The following is a 16,985-nucleotide window of genomic DNA, read 5'->3' on the forward strand; positions in this document are numbered from 1 at the left end:
CTGCGTTTCTCCCGCGTTCTCGTCGCCGCCGCGCTGCCCTCGCTGCTGTCGGCCTGCATGCTCGGCCCGGACTACGTGAAGCCGCCGCCGGTGGCCGAGGCGGCGCTGGCGCAGCCGCGGCTGCACCGCGCCGATGCCACGGCCGCCGCCGCCGGCGTGGTGCCGGCGCCGCCGCCGCAGCGCTGGTGGGACACCCTGCACGACCCGCAGCTGAGCATGCTGGTCGACCAGGCGCTGCAGCACAGCCCCAACCTGCGGGTGGCGCAGGCGCGCCTGCGCGCCTCGCGCGCGCTGGTCGACCAGCGCCACGCCGAGCAGTTGCCCAGCGTCGGCGCCAACGCGGCCTACCTCAACGCGCGCGCGCCGGATGCGCTGACCGACCGCCTGGGCAGCATCGCCGCCGGCACCGGCCAGCCGGTGGAGATCGATCCGCGCATGCAGCTCTACAGCGTCGGCATCGATGCCAGTTGGGAGCTGGATTTCTTCGGCCGCCGCCGCCGCGCCAGCGAAGGCGCACTGGCCGACGCCCAGGCCGACGAGGCCGACCTGGCCGACACGCAGGTACAGATCGCCGCCGAAGTGGGGCAGGCCTACCTGGGCTACCGCAGCACCCGTGCGCGCATGGCCGTGGCCCAGCGCAACCTGGAGGCCGCGCGGCAGACCCTGCAACTGACCCGCCAGCGCCGCGAGCGCGGTGCCGACGCCGACCTGCAGGTGGAGCGCGCGCAGGCGCAGTTGCAGCAGCAGGAAGCGGTGTTGCCGGACCTGCAGGCGCAGGCGCAGGTGGCGCTGGACCAACTGGCGCTGATGATCGGCCGCGAGCCGGGCGCGCTCGACGCCGAACTGGCCGCGGACCGGCCGTTGCCGACGCTGCCGGCGACGGTGCCGGTGGACGATGCCGGCGCGCTGATCCGCCGGCGCCCGGACGTGCGCCGCGCCGAACGTCAGCTGGCCTCGTCCTCGGCGAAGATCGGCGAAGCGCTGAGCGCGTATTTCCCGCAAGTGCGGCTGCTCGGCAACATCGGCATGGCCGCGACCTCGCCGGGCGATCTCGGTCGCGATGCGCTCAACAGCGTGGTGGCGCCGTTCCTGCAATGGTCGATCTTCGATTTCGGCGGCACCCGCGCCAAGGTCGAGCAGGCCCGCGCCGGCAATGAAGCGCGCCTGGCCGCCTACGAGGGTACGGTGCTGGCCGCGCTGCAGGACGCCAACGGCGCACTGGCGCGGTTCGGCGCCGCGCGTCAGCAGGCGTTGGCGGCGGACAAGGCCGCCGCCTCGGCGGATCGCTCGGCCGCACTGCTGCAGCAACGTTATGCCGCCGGCGCCTCGTCGCTGATCGATGCGTTGGACGTGCAGCGCCAGCAGGCCTCGGCCCAGGACAGCGCGCTGCAGGCGCACACCCAGGTGCTGCTGCGCTACGTGGCCCTGCAGAAGAGCCTGGGCCTGGGCTGGGAGGCACCTCCGCCACCGGCGTCCGCGCCAGCGCCAGTCACGAGGCGGTAAGCGCGCCGTTTTTACGAATCCCCAATCCCGACTCCCGAATCCCGCGCGCCCACCGCTACACTGACGATCACCGCGCCATGGTCGCCGCCGCATCGGCGCGGCGCACGACGGCGTGCTTCACGGGGAATCACCGATGGCGTTGAGCGACGCGAGAACCGACCATCTGCCGGCGCCGCCGCCGGCCAAGGGCGCCGGCTATGTGTCCATCGCCGGGCTGCGCAAGGAGTTCGACGGCTTCGTCGCGCTGGACGACATCGACCTGGATATCGGCCAGGGCGAGATCTTCGCGCTGCTCGGCGGTTCCGGCAGCGGCAAGTCGACGCTGCTGCGCTGCCTGGGCGGGTTCGAGCAGCCCAGCCGCGGGCGCATCGTGCTCGACGGCCAGCCGCTGGATGGGCTGCCGCCGTACCAGCGTCCGCTTAACATGATGTTCCAGTCCTACGCGCTGTTCCCGCACATGAGCGTGGAGCAGAACATCGCCTTCGGGCTGAAGCAGGACGGGCTGTCGCGCAGCGCCATCGCCAGCCGCGTCGGCGAGATGCTGGAGCTGGTGCGGCTGGGCACGCTCGGCAAGCGTAAGCCGCACCAGCTCTCTGGTGGCCAGCAGCAGCGCGTGGCGCTGGCGCGCTCGCTGGCCAAGCGGCCGAAACTGCTGCTGCTGGACGAGCCGATGGGCGCGCTCGACAAGAAGCTGCGCTCGCAGATGCAACTGGAGCTGGTCTCGATCATCGAGACCTCGGGCGTGACCTGCGTGATGGTCACCCACGACCAGGAGGAGGCGATGACCATGGCCACGCGCATCGCGCTGATGGAGCAGGGCCGCATCCGCCAGGTCGGCACGCCGGGGGACATCTACGAGTCGCCGAACAGCCGTTTCGTCGCCGAGTTCATCGGCTCGGTGAACATGTTCGAGGGCCGCATCGGCGAGGACCACCCCGACCACGTGACCGTGCTGTGCCCGCAGTTCCCGGTGCCGATCTACATCAGCCACGGCATCACCGGCGTGGAAGGGCAGGAGGTGGCGTTCGCGGTGCGTCCGGAAAAGGTCTGGATCACCAAGGGCGAACCCGAGCAGACCTACAACAAGGCGCGCGGCACCATCGAGGACATCGCCTATTTCGGCAGCCACTCGATCTTCCACGTGCGCCTGCCCAGCGGCATTCGTGTGCAGTCCAACTTCGCCAACCAGAAGCGCTGGGACAGCGAGGGTATGACCTGGGGCGACGCGGTGTGGGTGTCGTGGGACGACAACGACGGCGTGGTGCTGACCGCATGAGCGCGCCCGTCGTGCCGGTGCCGCCGGACCCGACGCCGCGGCTGCGCCTGCAGCAGCGGTGGCGCCTGCGCTCGCTGCCGGCGATGCGCTGGCTGGTGATCGCCGCGCCGTACCTGTGGCTGCTGCTGTTCTTCGCGATCCCGTTCCTGATCGTGCTGCGCATCTCCTTCGCCGAGCAGGCGATCCGCAGCCCGCCGTACAGCGCACTGCTCGAAGTCCGCGATGGCGTGCTGACGCTGAAGCTGACCCTGCAGAACTACCTGGCGCTGCTGCGCGACCACCAGTACATCGAGGCTTACTGGGGCTCGATCAAGATCGCCGGCATCTCCACCGTGCTGACCCTGCTGATCGGCTATCCGATGGCCTACGCGATCGCGCGGCTGTCGCCGTCGGCGCGCAACATCGCGATGATGCTGGTGGTGCTGCCGTCGTGGACCTCGTTCCTGATCCGGGTCTACGCCTGGATCGGCATCCTCGACAGCAACGGCGTGCTCAACCGCGCGCTGCTGGCGCTGGGCCTGATCGATGCGCCGCTGCACATCCTGTACACGCCGGTCGCCGCCTACATCGGCATCGTCTACTGCTACCTGCCGTTCATGGTGCTGCCGCTGTACGCGACCCTGGTCAAGCTCGACCAGCGCCTGCTCGAGGCCGCCTACGATCTCGGCGCGCCGCCGTGGAAGGCGTTCCTGACCGTGACCCTGCCGCTGTCGCGGCCCGGCATCGTCGCCGGGTGCATGCTGGTGATGATCCCGGCGGTGGGCGAGTTCGTGATTCCGGAGATGCTCGGCGGCCCGGACACGCTGATGATCGGCCGCGTGCTGTGGGGCGAGTTCTTCAACAACCGCGACTGGCCGACCGCCTCGGCGGTGGCGATCGCGATGCTGATGTTGTTGATGGTGCCGATCCTGATCTTCAACCGCTACCAGCAGCGCCAGCTCGAAGGCGGGCAGGCATGAGCGGCGCGCGCGGCGGCATGGGCACGGTGCTGCGCTGGACGGTGCTGGGCGCCGGCTTCGCCTTCCTGTACCTGCCGATCCTGCTGCTGATGGTGTATTCGTTCAACGCCTCCAAGCTGGCGACGGTGTGGGCCGGCTTTTCCACCAAGTGGTATGGCGAGCTGCTGCGCGACCGGCAGATCCTGCAGGCGGCGTGGATCAGCCTGAAGGTGGCGTTCTGGACCGCCACCGCGTCGATGGTGCTCGGCACGCTGGCGGCGATGGCGATGACCCGCTTCCGCCGCTTTCCCAGCAAGAGCCTGTTCGGCGCCTTGGTGACCGCGCCGCTGGTGATGCCGGAAGTGATCATCGGCCTGTCGATCATGATGATGCTGGTGTCGATGGGCGGCGTGCTCGGCATCCCGCCCAAGGGCGTGATGGCGATCTGGGCCGCGCATGTCACCTTCACCCTGTCCTTCGTCACCGTGGTGGTGTCCTCGCGCCTGCAGGAGCTGGACCGCTCGCTGGAAGAGGCGGCGATGGACCTGGGCGCCAACCGGCTCAAGGTGTTCTTCCTGATCACCGTGCCGATCATCGCCCCGGCGCTGGTGTCGGGCTGGTTGCTGGCGTTCACCCTGTCGCTGGACGACGTGGTGATCGCCAACTTCGTCGCCGGCCCGGATTCGACCACGCTGCCGATGACGGTGTTTTCGTCGGTGCGCATGGGCCTGAAGCCCAAGATCAACGCGCTGGCCACGCTGATGGTGCTGGCGGTGTCGATCGCCGCCGTCGTCGGCTGGTGGCTGATGGCACGCAGCGAGAAGCGTCGCCAGCGCGATATCCAGCTTGCCCAGCAGCAGGCGGGCTAGGGCGTCGCGTTGCTCCACGTAGGAGCGGCTTCAGCGGCGACCGGTGCCTTGCCGGTAAAGGCCCGTCGCGGCTAATCCCGAAAAGGGGACCGAGAGCCGCTCCTACGGGCCTCGCAGAACACTGTGAGCCATCGCACTCGACGGCATCGCCACGCCGCCGCAACCTTCGCGGCGCTAGGCTGATCGCACATTTTTCCAGGAGTCCGCGCGATGCCTTACGACACCGTCAATCCGGCCAATGGCCAGGTCGAATACAGCCTCGAGCTGATGGATGCCGCCGCCGTCGAAAAGCGCCTGGCCGCTGCGGCGCAGGCGTTCCCGGGCTGGGCGGCGACCCCGCTGGAACAGCGCGGCGCACTGCTGCGCAAGGCCGGTGCCCAATTGCGCGAACAGCGCGACGCGATCCAGCGGGTGATGACTGCGGAAATGGGCAAGCTGCGCAAGGAGGCCCTGGCCGAACTCGACAAGTGCGCCGCCGCCTGCGACTACTACGCCGAGCATGCGGCCGAGTACCTGCGCGAGCAGCCGGTGGCCACCGATGCGCAGCGCAGCTACGTGCGCTATGAGCCGCTGGGCTGCGTGCTGGCGGTGATGCCGTGGAACTTCCCGATCTGGCAGGTGTTCCGCTTCCTGGCGCCGGCGCTGATGGCCGGCAACGTCGCCCTGCTCAAGCACGCCAGCAACGTGCCGCGCTGCGCCGACGCCATCCGCAAGGTGCTGGCCGACGCCGGCCTGCCGGACGGGGTGTTCGACGTGCTGCACATCGACAACGACCAGGCCGCCGAGGTGCTGCGCGATGCGCGGGTGGCCGCAGTCACCCTGACCGGCAGCGAGCGCGCCGGCCGCTCCATCGCCGCCAATGCCGGTGGGCAGCTGAAGAAGTGCGTGATGGAACTGGGCGGCAGCGATGCCTTCGTGGTGCTGGACGACGCCGACCTCGATGCCACCGTCGCCGCGGCGGTGAAGTCGCGCTTCGACAATGCCGGCCAGACCTGCATCGCGGCCAAGCGCTTCGTGGTGGTGGAGCCGATCGCCGACGAATTCGTGCGCCGCTTCGTGGCCGCCGCGGCCGAGCGTCGCCTGGGCGACCCGCAGGACGAGGCGACCACGCTGGCGCCGATGGCGCGGCAGGACCTGCGCGACGAACTGCACAAGCAGGTACAGGCCAGCATCGCCAAGGGCGCCAAGCCACTGCTCGGTTGCGAGCCCGAGCGCGACAGCCACGCAGGCTATCCGGCGTCGATTCTCGACAACGTGACGCGGGGCATGCCGGCCTACGACGAGGAACTGTTCGGCCCGGTCGCGGCGATCCTGCGCGTGGCCGACGAAGCCGAAGCCGTGCGCGTGGCCAACGACACCACCTTCGGCCTCGGCGGCAGCGTCTGGACCCGCGACCTTGCCCGCGGCGAACGCGTGGCCTGCCAACTGCAATGCGGTGCCGCCTTCGTCAACGCCATCGTCAAAAGCGACGTGCGCCTCCCGTTCGGCGGCATCAAGCGCTCCGGCTTCGGCCGCGAACTGGCCGAGCATGGCATCCATGAGTTCATGAACATCAAGACGGTCTATGTGGCTTGAGGCGGGGATTCGGGAGTCGGGATTGGGGATTCGCAAATGCGGATCCCCTTCGCCGACGTATCCCGTGCAACCCGGGCGTTAAACCATCAGGCGCAGCGCATCGCTTTAACGAATCCCCAATCCCGACTCCCCAATCCCGGCCTCACAACCACCTCGCCCGCTTGAACGCCACATACAGCGCCACGCACACCGCCGCCACGCCGCCGACCATCAGCGGGTAGGCCCAGGGCCATTCCAGTTCCGGCATCTGCTTGAAGTTCATGCCGTACCAGCTGGTGATCAGGGTCGGCGCGGCGAGCAGGGCGGCCCAGGCGCCGAGGCGCTTGACCGTCTCGCCCTGGGCCAGGGTCACCAGCGACAGGTTCACGCTCAGCGCGGTGCCGAGCATCTCGCGCAGGGTGTCGATGGCGTCGTTGGTGCGCACCGCATGGTCGAGCACGTCGCGCACGTACAGCCGCACTTCCTCGGCGATCAGCGGGCCGGGGTGGCGCTTGAGGTGCGCCAGCACGTCCTGCAACGGCGCTACCGCCAGGCGCATCTGGTTGAGTTCGCGCTTGAGTTCGTACAGCCGGATCGCGGTGTCGCGGCGGTACGACTCGGCGAAGATGTCGGCCTCCAGCCGCTCCAGGCTCTGCCGGAAGGCGTCGAGGATCGGCTGGTAGTTGTCCACCACGTAGTCCAGCACCGCGTACAGCGCGTACGACGGGCCCAGTTTCATCAGCGAGGCCTCGCGCTCCAGCCGCTCGCGCACCGGCGCGTAGGGCAGCGAGGCGCCGTGGCGCACGGTCAGCAGGAAACGCTCGCCGAGGAAGGCGTGGGTCTCGCCGTAGACGATGCGCTCGTCGATCACCTGCGCGGTATGCACCGCCAGGAACAGCGAGTTGCCGAAGGCCTCGACCTTGGGCCGCTGGTGCGCCTTGCGGGTGTCCTCGATCGCCAGTTCGTGCAGCTGGAATTCTTCCTTGAGCTGCTGCAGCACCGCGTCGCCGGGCTCGTACATGCCGACCCAGACGAAGCCGTCGTCGTGGCCGGCCAGCACGTCGCTGATCTGCTCCAGGGCGATGTCGTGGCGGCGGCCGTGGCCGTCGTAGTGCACGCAGTTGATGACGCAGGCGGGATTGGCGGTCGCGGAGGCCATGGCGGGAGCGGGTTCGGTGGAGACGCGCGGGGCGAGTGGCGTCGACGGTATCAGCGCTGCGGGCGAGGGCGGGTGAGCGCCCAGGCCAGCGCCGCGTGCACCGGCAGCAGCAGCGCGATCCATTGCAGGTTGAACTGCGGCTGCAGCATCGACAGCCAGTGGATCAGCAGCGCGGCGCCGGCCAGTGCCACCACCAGCCACAGCAGCACGTCGAACCAGCGCCCGGGGCGGCGCCCGCGCAAGATCGCAAAACCGCCGACCAGCAGCGGCAGGCACAGCGGATCCAGCAGCAACAGGTTGCGGTTGCCCCAGGCGGCGCGATGCTCGCTGAAGCCCCACAGATAGAGCAGGACCGCGCCACCCAGCGCGCACAGCAGCCAGAACGGCAGCGCCAGCGCGGCCAGCCAGCGCGGGCGGCGGCCCAGCGCCAGCACGCCCGCCGCCGCGGCCAGCCCGACCAGCAGCCACGGCCACCAGTGCCGCAGTTGTTCCGGCGGCTCCGGCGGCAGCCGCTGCGGCAGCAACTGCTGGCGCGCCTGCACCAGCGGACGGCCTTCGCTGTTGCGCACCTCGTTCAGGCTCTCGGCCAGGCGCATCGGCACGAAGGCCTCTTCCCAGCGCGACAGCGGCTTGTCGGCGTACGGGCCCAGGCCCAGGTCGAAGCCCAGCCACATCCACGGCGCCGGCGAAGCCAGGCGCACCGATTCGCTGCGGTAGGTGTTGCCGCGCGAGCGGCCGGACAGCTGCGCGTGCAGCGCGCCGCCCATGGCCCGGTCCAGCGCATCGCGGACCATCGTGGCGCAGTTGGCGGTGTAGTAGTCGTAGCGGTAGCGCGCGTTTTCCGGGCGCGCGCGCCAAGCCAGCGCCTGCTCGAGCGCGCGTGCCTGCGCCGGGGCCAGGTCCAGCCACTGGATGTCGACGCCGCGGCCGGCCTCGCGGTACTGCTCCAGGTCCTCCTGCAGCGGCAGCGCGACCAGGTAGTAGCGCATGTCGCCGGCGGCGAAGCGGCCGACGAAGCCGGGTTCGCTGGGGTCGAAGAAGCCGAAGTTGTAGGAGGTGGCCTGGCCGGTGCGCGGGTCGAGCACCACGATGGCGTCGTGGCCGAAGCGCTCGAAGAACACTTCGCCGGGCTGCATCGTGGCCACGCCGATGCGCGGCGCCGGGTCGCTGGCGTCGGCTGCGGCGGTTGCCGCGCCTGCGGGTGGCGTGGTCGCCGGCGGGGCGGCCAGCGGCGGCGGGGCCGCCGGATCTGCCGACAGAGTCTGCGCGAACGCCAACCCGGCCCACAGCGCCAGCAGCAATCCCAGCCAGCACGCCGCGCGCGTGCGCGGCAGTTTGCGCGCGCTCAAGCGCCGTCCTGCTCGGCGGGCGGCAGGATGGTGACGTGGAACGCCTGCACCCGGCGCGCGTCGGCCTTCGCCACGCGGAACGCGAACCGCCCCAGGGTCAGTTCCTCGCCGGTCTCGGGCAGGTGGCCGATCGCCTCGGTGACCAGCCCGCCGACGGTGTCGTAGTCGTCGTCGGGGAAGTCGGCGCCGAAGCGCTCGTTGAAGTCCTCGATCGGGGTGAGTGCGTCCACCACGTACTGGCCGTCGGCCTGCGCGGCGATCAGCGAGGCCTCGTCCTCGGCGTCGTCGTGCTCGTCGTCGATGTCGCCGACGATCTGCTCCAGCACGTCCTCGATGGTCACCAGCCCGGCCACGCCGCCGTACTCGTCGACCACGATCGCCATGTGGTTGCGCGAGAGCCGGAACTCCTTGAGCAGCACGTTGAGCTTCTTCGACTCGGGAATCAGCACCGCCGGGCGCAGCAGTTCGCGCACCGTGCCGGGACCGTGGTCGGCGACCACGCCGCGCAGCAGATCCTTGGCCAGCAGGATGCCGAGGATGTCGTCCTTGTTCTCGCCATGCACCGGGAAGCGCGAGTGGCCGGATTCGACCACCTGCTTCATCAGGTCGAGGAAGCGCGACTCCACCGGCAGCGACACCATCTGCGCGCGCGAGACCATCACGTCGCCGACGGTGAGTTCGGAGACCGACAGCGCGCCCTCCATCATGCGCAGCGTGTCGGCGGCGATCAGGCCGTCGTGCTGCGCGTCGCGCAGCACCTCGACCAGATCGTCGCGGGTGTGCGGGTCGCCGGAGAACACCGAGGTCAGGCGTTCCAGCCAGCCGCGGCGCTTTTCGTGGGGTTCCGGGGAGGAGCTACTCGGTCCGTCTTCAGACATGTTCTGTGGTCAGGCGCCCGGTCGAACGGGCGGTAGCCGCAAGTCTAGCAGGGCGGTCGCGACAGCATCGCGACGCCGGCGGCGCGTGCCGACAGGCCCGCCGGCGCGGGTTCAGCCGCCCTTGGGCGGCGTGTGCAGCGCGTCCGGCGCCGGGGGCGCGCCCGGCTCCTCGGGCAGGTCCAGGCTGTAGCTGCAGCCGGCCAGGGTCTTGCCGGGGTGCGATTTCACCGTGGACACGCTGAGGATGATCGACTCGATCATCGGCTCGCCGGTCTTGGGGTCGTGCACGTCGCGGCTCAGCACCTCGCGGCCGAACATGGCCTTCTCCGGCGTATCCACCGCCGCTTCCAGGTCCAGGCGCTTGGCCAGCGGCCGCGGGTCGGGCAGGTCCAGGATCGCCATCACGCTGGCGCCGGAGAAGGCGATCTGCTCGCTGCTGTAGCCGAACACCTGGATCGGCCGGACCAGTGCGTACTCGGTCATGAACGGGTTGGACTGCGGCAGCGGCCGCCAGCCGTGCGCCACCGCCTTCAGCGGATCGGCCAGCAGCGGCGCCAGCGCGGCGAAGTCGGCCTCGTGCTGGCGGCATTCCAGCAGCGCCGGCAGGTCGATGGCCGGATCGGTGGTTGCGGTGGCGGCAGGCGCTGCAGTCGGTGGTGCGGGAGGCGCGGCGACGGCGGCGACGGCGGCGGGGACGGCGCAGGCGAGCGCGAGCAGGACGAGCGAGGGACGGATCAACGCACGGAACCTCGGAGCAGAACGGGGCTGCGGCGATCGCCGCGCGGCCACGTTACCGCCGGCGCCTGCGCTTGACCAGCGTGGGGCAGGTGGGCGACACACCGAGCCCCTCTCCCCCCGGGAGACGGGTTGGGGTGAGGGTCGGTTGCGGCAGAGGGCGAGGGATATCGGATCAACGCTCGCCGGCGTAAGGATCGGACACACCGAGGTCGGCCAGGATCTCGCGCTCCAGCTGCTCCATCGCCTCGGCTTCCTTGTCGTCCTCGTGGTCCCAGCCGAGCAGGTGCAGCACGCCGTGCACGGTCAGGTGCGCGTAGTGCGCATTGAGCGGCTTGTCCTGTTCGGCGGCCTCGCGCGCCACCACCGGCGCGCAGATCACCAGGTCGCCGAGCAGCGGCAGCTTGACGCCCTTCGGCAGCCCCTCCGGCAGTTCGGCCGGGAAGCTGAGCACGTTGGTGGCGTAGTCCTTGCCGCGGTAGTGCTGGTTGAGGGCACGGCCTTCGCGGTCGTCGACCAGGCGGATCGCCAGGTCGGCCTCGCGGATGCGGCCCTTCAGCGCCGCGGCGACCCATTTGCGGAAGCTCGTCGCCGCCGGCAGCCCGGCACGGGGCAGGGCGTAGCTGACGCCGACATCGAGGCGGACGGGACCTTTGGTCATGGCGGAACGGCCGGGTGCAGCGGTGGGGTGGACAGTATCGCGCTAACGCACGCTCAGGGCGACGCCCAGTCGCCGGCGTCGTAGGCGATCTCGATCACGGCGGCGTTGCCCGCCGAGCGATCGATGCCGGCGTCCGCGACGGATTTGCTGCAGTTGAAGCCCTGGTAGAGGGTGCTCTGGCGAACGAGCTGCAGTGCCATCTGGTCCGGCTTGCCGTTCGGGTCGATCTGGAGTGTCGGGGTCGCGCAGCTGCCGACATTGGTCACCTGGATGGCAGGCACGAGCGTGCGCGCTGCCTGGTCGGCGAGGGTGTCGAAGGCATCCGGTCCGATGTCCTGCGCAGCGGCCGACACGCGCACCTTGAAGTAGTAGAGCTGTTTGTAGAACAGATAGCCGTTGGAGCGCGCCGGTGCATCCTCCGGGGCGAGGCGCAGTTCCATTCGCAGCTTTTCTCCGGGCACCCGTTGGGCCTCTGCGATCGCCGCGACCAGCGCCTTGTCCAGGGCGCTGGCGGCCTTCGGCGCCGGTTCGACGACGCTGCCCAGCTCGAATCGTTGCGCCCCCAGTTCGTGCAGTTCCGCGTAGGTGCCGCCGGAGACCGCTGCGGCCAGATCGGCGCGGAAGCCCGCCATGCCGTCGGCGATGGCCCGCGCCGATTCCTTTTGTCCGGCGGGATAGACGAACACGTTGATGGTCAGTTCCGGATGGCCTTTCAGCACGTAGAGGAAGCCGGCACCGGCGGCCTTGGCGGCCGGGTCGTACTTGCTGCTGCGCAGGCTGAAGTCGCCCACCGTGTCGGGAGCGACCACGTAGCTGGTTTCGACGAAGGGCCGCGCCGGCGTTGCTGCGGGCGGCGCGGCCGCGGCGGCAGCCGCTGGCGCGGCGCAGGCGGCCAGGATCGGCCAGAGCAGACAGGCGAACGACGACGATCGCTGGAACATGGCACCTCCCCGTGCACGGCAGCAGCATCGCAGTGTACGTCGGTCACTGCCGCGTGGTGCGTGCGGACGCTACGGAGTGCCGCGACAGGCGCGCAGCAGCAGGTTCACGTCACGCAGGCGACCAGGAACAGCAGCGGGGTCTTTTCGTCGTCGACGCGGTAGGCCAGGCTGCCCATCGGGCCTCGCTGGCACTGCGGATTGTCGCGCCGGATCTCCACCGTGGCGGCGAAGCGCCCCGACGCGGGCAGCCACACCGCGGCCTGGCCGTGTTCGAGCAGTTGGCCGACGAGGTAGAAGCTGTCCGCTGGCACCTTTGCGTAGGCCAGCGCATTGCAGCCGAAGCGGTCGCGCGTCACGCCGGCGATCTCGGCCGCATCGAGCAGCGCCTGCGCCCGGGTGCCGGCGATCCAGGCCAGGCGTTGCGCTTCGTTGCCGCGCGGCGCAGTCGGCGAAGTGCGGGCGATCGCCGCGGCGCGCTCGAGCACATCGCGCGGCAGGCCGATGCTGGCGGTGTCCTGCACGATCGACAGACAGGGCGGCGTCAGCGATTGCGCCAGGGCGCTGCGCTGCGGCGCCGGATCCTGCGCGGGCGTTGTGTCGGGCGTCTGGCCGCCGGCACTGCCGGCCACGCCGAGCAGCGTTGCCAGCAGGGCGGGCACGACCCGGATCATGCGGTGGGGCCGCTGGCGCGGTCGACGACGTCGCGCTTCTCGTAGGCGTTGACGATGCGCGCCACCAGCGGATGCCGGACCACGTCGCGCGCCTCGAAGAAGGTGAAGCTGACCCCGTCCACCTCGTGCAGCACCTCGATGGCATCGCGCAGGCCGGACTTGACGTGCTTGGGCAGGTCGATCTGGGTCAGGTCGCCGGTGACCACGGCGGTGCTGCCGAAGCCGAGGCGGGTCAGGAACATCTTCATCTGCTCGATGGTGGTGTTCTGCGCTTCGTCCAGGATCACGTAGGCGTCGTTGAGGGTGCGTCCGCGCATGTACGCCAGCGGCGCGATCTCGATGACGTTCTTCTCCAGCAGCTTGACCACCTTCTCCACGCCCAGCATTTCGTACAGGGCGTCGTACAGCGGGCGCAGATAGGGGTCGACCTTCTGGCTGAGGTCGCCGGGCAGAAAGCCCAGCTTCTCGCCGGCCTCCACCGCCGGGCGCACCAGGATCAGCCGCTGCACCCGCGATTCGTTCAGCGCTTCCACCGCGCTGGCCACGGCCAGGAAGGTCTTGCCGGTGCCGGCCGGGCCGATGCCGAAGTTGATGTCGTGGGTGGCGATCTGGTGCAGGTACTTGGCCTGGTTGGCGCCGCGGCCGCGCACCGTGCCGCGCTTGACCTTGATCGCCACCTCCTGCGGCTGGTAGGCGCGCTGCGCCACCTGGTCGACGTTGGACTGGTTGAGCCGCAGGTGGATTTCCTGGTCGTCGAAGACGACATGGTCGGCCTCGGCGTACAGCGCCTGCAGCAGGCGCTCGGCCGCCGCCACCGCCGGCTCCGGCCCGGTCACCCGGTACACGTTGCCGCGGTTGGAGATCTCCACGCCCAGGCGCAGTTCGATCTGCCGCAGGTGCGCATCGAACGGACCGGCCAGGTTGGCCAGGCGCTCGGTGTCGGCGGGATCCAGGGTGAAGTCGCGTTGCGCAGGGATGGTCATGGCGGGCGCACGCCGCCAGCGGCAGCGTCGAAAACGAGGGGCGCAAAGGGTAGCGCGCGGCGCGTAGCCGGGCCAGTGAAGGGGGCGCGGCGGTGGCGTCGGTGTGTGCACGCCAACGCGATTGGACTGCGCCCGCGCCTGTGAGCGCCACCGCCGCGACCCGCACGAGGCGACGATGGCAACGTTGTCCACAATGGATGTGGATCGATTGTCCAAAAGCCTGTGGACAACCGTGCGAACGCCTTGCCACGCAAGGCCAAGACCCGCGGTGGCGAAAAAAACCGCAGCGCTGCGGCCGCGGCCCGTGCCTGGCCGCAGCGCTCGTCCTCCCGGAATCGGTGGCGGCGGGCCTTAGCGACAGCGACCGCCGCCGCGCGCGTCGCGGGCCTGCATCCACGCGTCCGCGATCGCCCGCGCACCGGCAAGGTCGTCCACCACCAGCACCAGTTGACCGTGGTGATCGCTGTACTGCACGGCGATGTCGATGCCGGCGTCGCCGAGCAGGCCGGTCAGCAAGCCCAGTTGTCCCGGAATTTCCTGGTCCAGGCGCAGCAGCACCGCGGGGCGCTCGGCGGCCACGCGCATCCCGTGCGCCTGCAGCGCGTCGCGCACCGGCGCGGCAGCATCGAACAGGAAGTGCGCGACCGCGTGGCCCTCCACGCGCCATGCGCCGCCCCCTTCGATGCTGATGCCGGCCGCGCCCAGCGCCTTGGCCATCGCCGCCAGTGCGCCGGGGCGATCGTCGAGATGGACCTCCACGTCCTTCATCGCAGCGCCTCCGCCGGCGCCTCGCCGTGCACGATCGTCGCCTCGCAGCGCACCGCCACCGCGCAGCTGTTGGCGATGAAGCACTGCGCGTGCGCCTGTGCGTGCAGCGCGTGCGCGCGGGTCGCATCGCTGTCCGCGGCAATGGTCACCCGCGGCGCCAGCGCCACCTCGCGGAAGCGTCCGCCGCGGCCGGGATGCAGCTCCAGCCAACCTTGCGCCTGGTCGTCGTAGGCCAGGACCCGGATGCCGGAATGCGCGCACAGCGCCAGGTAGGTGAGCATGTGGCAGGCGGCGAGGGCGCCGACGAACAGGTCTTCCGGGTTGTGCAGCGCCGGGTCGCCGCGGAACGCCGGATCGGCGCTGCCCGCCAGCGCCGCTTTGCCGGGAACCTGCAGCGTGTAGTCGCGGCCGTAGCCTGTGTAGTCGACGGTGCCGTTGCCGCGGTTGCCGGTCCAGTGCAGTTGCGAAGCGTAGTGATGGAGCGTGTCGGCCATGTGCCTGCCTCGTGTGGGAAGCGGGCACGGTAGGCGTCAGCGCGGCATCATGCTTCGTCTAGAATCGAAGCATGAGTGAAGCCACACCGCTGTCCCGTGTCGCCTTCCTGCTGGGCGACGCCGCGCGCAGCCGCATGCTGGCGGCGTTGATGAGCGGACAGGCGCGCACGGCCACGGAACTGGCCCTGGACGGTGGCGTGGCGCCGTCCACCGCCAGCCGGCATCTGACGCAACTGGTCGAGGCCGGCCTGCTCGCGGTGGTGCGCCAAGGCCGGCACCGCTATTTCCGCCTGGCCGATGCCCAGGTCGCCGCGGCAGTCGAGGCGATGATGGGGCTCGCGCCGCCGCAGACCCGGCGGGTCGGTCCGGTGGATTCCGGCCTGCGCCGGGCGCGGGTGTGCTACGACCACCTCGCCGGCGAACTGGCGATCCGCTGGCGCCAGCAGATGGAGGCGCGCGGACACCTGCTGTGCAGCGACGGCATGGCGCTGAGCGCGTCCGGCACGGCCTGGTGCGCGGCGATCGGCATCGACGTGGCGGCCTTGCGCGGCTCTCGGCGGCCGCTGTGCCGGCCGTGCCTGGACTGGAGCGAGCGCCAAGACCATGTCGCTGGTGCACTGGGCAGCGCCTTGCTCCGGTATCTCCTCGACACCGGCCTGGCCCGGCGCGTGCCGGATTCGCGGGTGGTGCAGATCGGCCCGCGCGGCGAGCGCTTCCTCAGCGCGCTCGACTAGCGCGCCCGGCGCCGCTCAGGCCGCAGCGTCGTCCTCGGCCAGGTGCAGGCGGCCGCGCAGCGAATTGCTCAGCGCCTCGGTGATCGTCACCTCGACGAACTGGCCGATCAGGCGCGGATGGCCGGGGAAGTTCACCGAACGCATGTTCTCGGTCTTGCCGGTCAGCTCGGCCGGGTTCTTCTTCGACGGGCCTTCCACCAGCACGGTCTGCACGCTGCCGATCATCCCCTGCGAGATCGTCTGCGCATGCGCATTGATGTGCGCCTGCAGCCGCGCCAGTCGCGCGTGCTTGACCGCCTCGGGGGTGTCGTCTTCCAGGTCGGCGGCGGGCGTGCCCGGGCGCCGCGAATAGATGAAGGAGAAGCTTTGGTCGAAGCCCACGTCCTCGATCAGCTTCATGGTCTTGTCGAAGTCGGCGTCGCTCTCGCTGGGAAAACCGACGATGAAGTCCGAACTGATCGAGATGTCCGGGCGCACCGCGCGCAGCTTGCGGATCTTCTGCTTGAACTCCAGCGCGGTGTAGCCGCGCTTCATCGCGCTGAGGATGCGGTCGCTGCCGGCCTGCACCGGCAAGTGCAGGTAGTTGGCCAGCTGCGGCACGTCGCGGTAGGCCTCGACCAGCGAGTCGCTGAATTCCAGCGGATGCGAGGTGGTGAAACGGATGCGGCCGATGCCCTCGATCTGCGCGATGCTGCGGATCAGCAGGCCCAGGTCGGCGTGCTGCGTCTCCTCGCCGGCCTCGGCGTCGGCGTAGGGCCCGCGGTAAGCGTTGACGTTCTGGCCGAGCAGGTTGATCTCGCGCACGCCCTGCGCGGCCAGCTGCGCCACTTCCACCAGCACGTCCTCGAACGGCCGGCTGATCTCCTCGCCGCGGGTGTAGGGCACCACGCAGAACGAGCAGTACTTGGAACAGCCTTCCATGATCGACACGAAGGCCGATGGGCCTTCGGCACGCGGTTCCGGCAGGCGGTCGAACTTCTCGACCTCTGGGAAACTGATGTCCACCTGCGACTTGCCCGATTCGCGCCGCGCGCGGATCAGCTCCGGCAGCCGGTGCAGGGTCTGCGGGCCGAACACCAGGTCCACGTAGGGCGCGCGCTTGACGATGGCCTCGCCCTCCTGCGACGCCACGCAGCCGCCGACGCCGATGATCACCGGCTTGCCGCCGGCCTTCAGCGCCTTCCAGCGGCCGAGCTGGCTGAACACCTTTTCCTGCGCCTTCTCGCGGATCGAGCAGGTGTTGACCAGGACCACGTCCGCTTCTTCGGGGTTGTCGGTCAGCTCCAGGCCCTCGGACGCGGCGAGCACGTCGGCCATCTTGGCCGAGTCGTACTCGTTCATCTGGCAACCGTGGGTCTTGATGTACAGCTTGCCGCGCACCGGCGCGGGTGCGGCGGCGGTGCCGGCGGAGGGCAGGGGATGCAGGACGGTCCCGGGCATGGCGCTTAATCCAGGCGGGTGGAAAGGAAGCC

At 70.1% G+C, this 16,985-nt stretch carries 16 protein-coding genes and 1 pseudogene; 6 read left to right on the forward strand and 11 right to left on the reverse strand.

What is annotated here, in order from left to right; translation table 11 throughout:
* From AC1PK7_RS07990 to AC1PK7_RS08010, 5 genes are all read left to right on the forward strand, one after another.
* On the forward strand, positions 1–1,503 hold the full coding sequence (locus AC1PK7_RS07990) for an efflux transporter outer membrane subunit (protein WP_481100864.1): 1,503 nt from the start codon (positions 1–3) through the stop codon (positions 1,501–1,503).
* A gap of 133 nt (positions 1,504–1,636) precedes the next feature.
* A complete protein-coding gene (locus AC1PK7_RS07995; protein ID WP_481100424.1) occupies positions 1,637–2,779 on the forward strand; it encodes an ABC transporter ATP-binding protein in 1,143 nt (380 codons plus the stop codon).
* Positions 2,780–2,862: 83 nt separating this feature from the next.
* Positions 2,863–3,738: an ABC transporter permease subunit gene (locus AC1PK7_RS08000; protein WP_481100865.1), complete on the forward strand. Its 876-nt coding sequence runs from the start codon at positions 2,863–2,865 to the stop codon at positions 3,736–3,738.
* Positions 3,735–4,586 carry an ABC transporter permease subunit gene (locus AC1PK7_RS08005; RefSeq protein ID WP_048489875.1) on the forward strand — a complete coding sequence of 284 codons (852 nt, stop codon included), beginning with the start codon at positions 3,735–3,737 and terminating at the stop codon, positions 4,584–4,586. The genes AC1PK7_RS08000 and AC1PK7_RS08005 overlap by 4 nt, the downstream gene beginning before the upstream one ends.
* A gap of 210 nt (positions 4,587–4,796) precedes the next feature.
* Entirely contained in the window at positions 4,797–6,161 is a 1,365-nt protein-coding gene (locus AC1PK7_RS08010; RefSeq protein ID WP_481100425.1) for an NAD-dependent succinate-semialdehyde dehydrogenase, read from the forward strand.
* A 142-nt stretch (positions 6,162–6,303) separates the two neighbouring features.
* On the opposite strand, the gene AC1PK7_RS08015 is transcribed toward AC1PK7_RS08010, so the two are convergent.
* From AC1PK7_RS08015 to AC1PK7_RS08060, 10 genes and pseudogenes are all read right to left on the reverse strand, one after another.
* Entirely contained in the window at positions 6,304–7,299 is a 996-nt protein-coding gene (locus tag AC1PK7_RS08015; RefSeq protein ID WP_010342143.1) for a magnesium and cobalt transport protein CorA, read from the reverse strand.
* 50 nt (positions 7,300–7,349) lie between these two features.
* Positions 7,350–8,626: pseudogene (locus AC1PK7_RS08020) on the reverse strand (lipoprotein N-acyltransferase Lnb domain-containing protein); the annotation flags it as partial.
* A gap of 18 nt (positions 8,627–8,644) precedes the next feature.
* Complete coding sequence (locus AC1PK7_RS08025) at positions 8,645–9,526, reverse strand: HlyC/CorC family transporter (protein ID WP_019801191.1); 882 nt, start codon at positions 9,524–9,526, stop codon at positions 8,645–8,647.
* Positions 9,527–9,637: 111 nt separating this feature from the next.
* The gene (locus AC1PK7_RS08030; RefSeq protein ID WP_481100426.1) at positions 9,638–10,264 is read right to left on the reverse strand and encodes a hypothetical protein; all 627 of its coding nucleotides are present in this window, start codon (positions 10,262–10,264) and stop codon (positions 9,638–9,640) included.
* Between the two features lie 172 nt (positions 10,265–10,436).
* A complete protein-coding gene (gene ybeY / locus AC1PK7_RS08035) occupies positions 10,437–10,922 on the reverse strand; it encodes an rRNA maturation RNase YbeY (protein ID WP_010342139.1) in 486 nt (161 codons plus the stop codon).
* A 53-nt stretch (positions 10,923–10,975) separates the two neighbouring features.
* Positions 10,976–11,731: a hypothetical protein gene (locus AC1PK7_RS08040; protein ID WP_481100427.1), complete on the reverse strand. Its 756-nt coding sequence runs from the start codon at positions 11,729–11,731 to the stop codon at positions 10,976–10,978.
* A 236-nt stretch (positions 11,732–11,967) separates the two neighbouring features.
* Complete coding sequence (locus AC1PK7_RS08045) at positions 11,968–12,522, reverse strand: hypothetical protein (RefSeq protein ID WP_420009515.1); 555 nt, start codon at positions 12,520–12,522, stop codon at positions 11,968–11,970.
* Between the two features lie 8 nt (positions 12,523–12,530).
* A complete protein-coding gene (locus tag AC1PK7_RS08050) occupies positions 12,531–13,517 on the reverse strand; it encodes a PhoH family protein (protein ID WP_481100428.1) in 987 nt (328 codons plus the stop codon).
* 351 nt (positions 13,518–13,868) lie between these two features.
* Positions 13,869–14,285: a hypothetical protein gene (locus AC1PK7_RS08055; RefSeq protein WP_481100429.1), complete on the reverse strand. Its 417-nt coding sequence runs from the start codon at positions 14,283–14,285 to the stop codon at positions 13,869–13,871.
* Positions 14,282–14,779: an OsmC family protein gene (locus AC1PK7_RS08060; protein WP_481100430.1), complete on the reverse strand. Its 498-nt coding sequence runs from the start codon at positions 14,777–14,779 to the stop codon at positions 14,282–14,284. Before AC1PK7_RS08060 ends, AC1PK7_RS08055 begins: the two co-directional genes overlap by 4 nt.
* A gap of 71 nt (positions 14,780–14,850) precedes the next feature.
* Between AC1PK7_RS08060 and AC1PK7_RS08065 the strand changes: the two genes are divergently transcribed.
* Positions 14,851–15,513 (forward strand): ArsR/SmtB family transcription factor, encoded by a 663-nt coding sequence (locus AC1PK7_RS08065; RefSeq protein ID WP_481100431.1) that lies wholly within the window; start codon positions 14,851–14,853, stop codon positions 15,511–15,513.
* Between the two features lie 15 nt (positions 15,514–15,528).
* Here the strand turns inward: AC1PK7_RS08065 and miaB are convergent, their stop codons facing one another.
* Complete coding sequence (miaB, locus tag AC1PK7_RS08070) at positions 15,529–16,953, reverse strand: tRNA (N6-isopentenyl adenosine(37)-C2)-methylthiotransferase MiaB (RefSeq protein WP_481100432.1); 1,425 nt, start codon at positions 16,951–16,953, stop codon at positions 15,529–15,531.
* Between the last annotated feature and the right edge of the window lie 32 nt (positions 16,954–16,985).

Source organism: Xanthomonas sp. NCPPB 3174, from assembly GCF_056725205.1.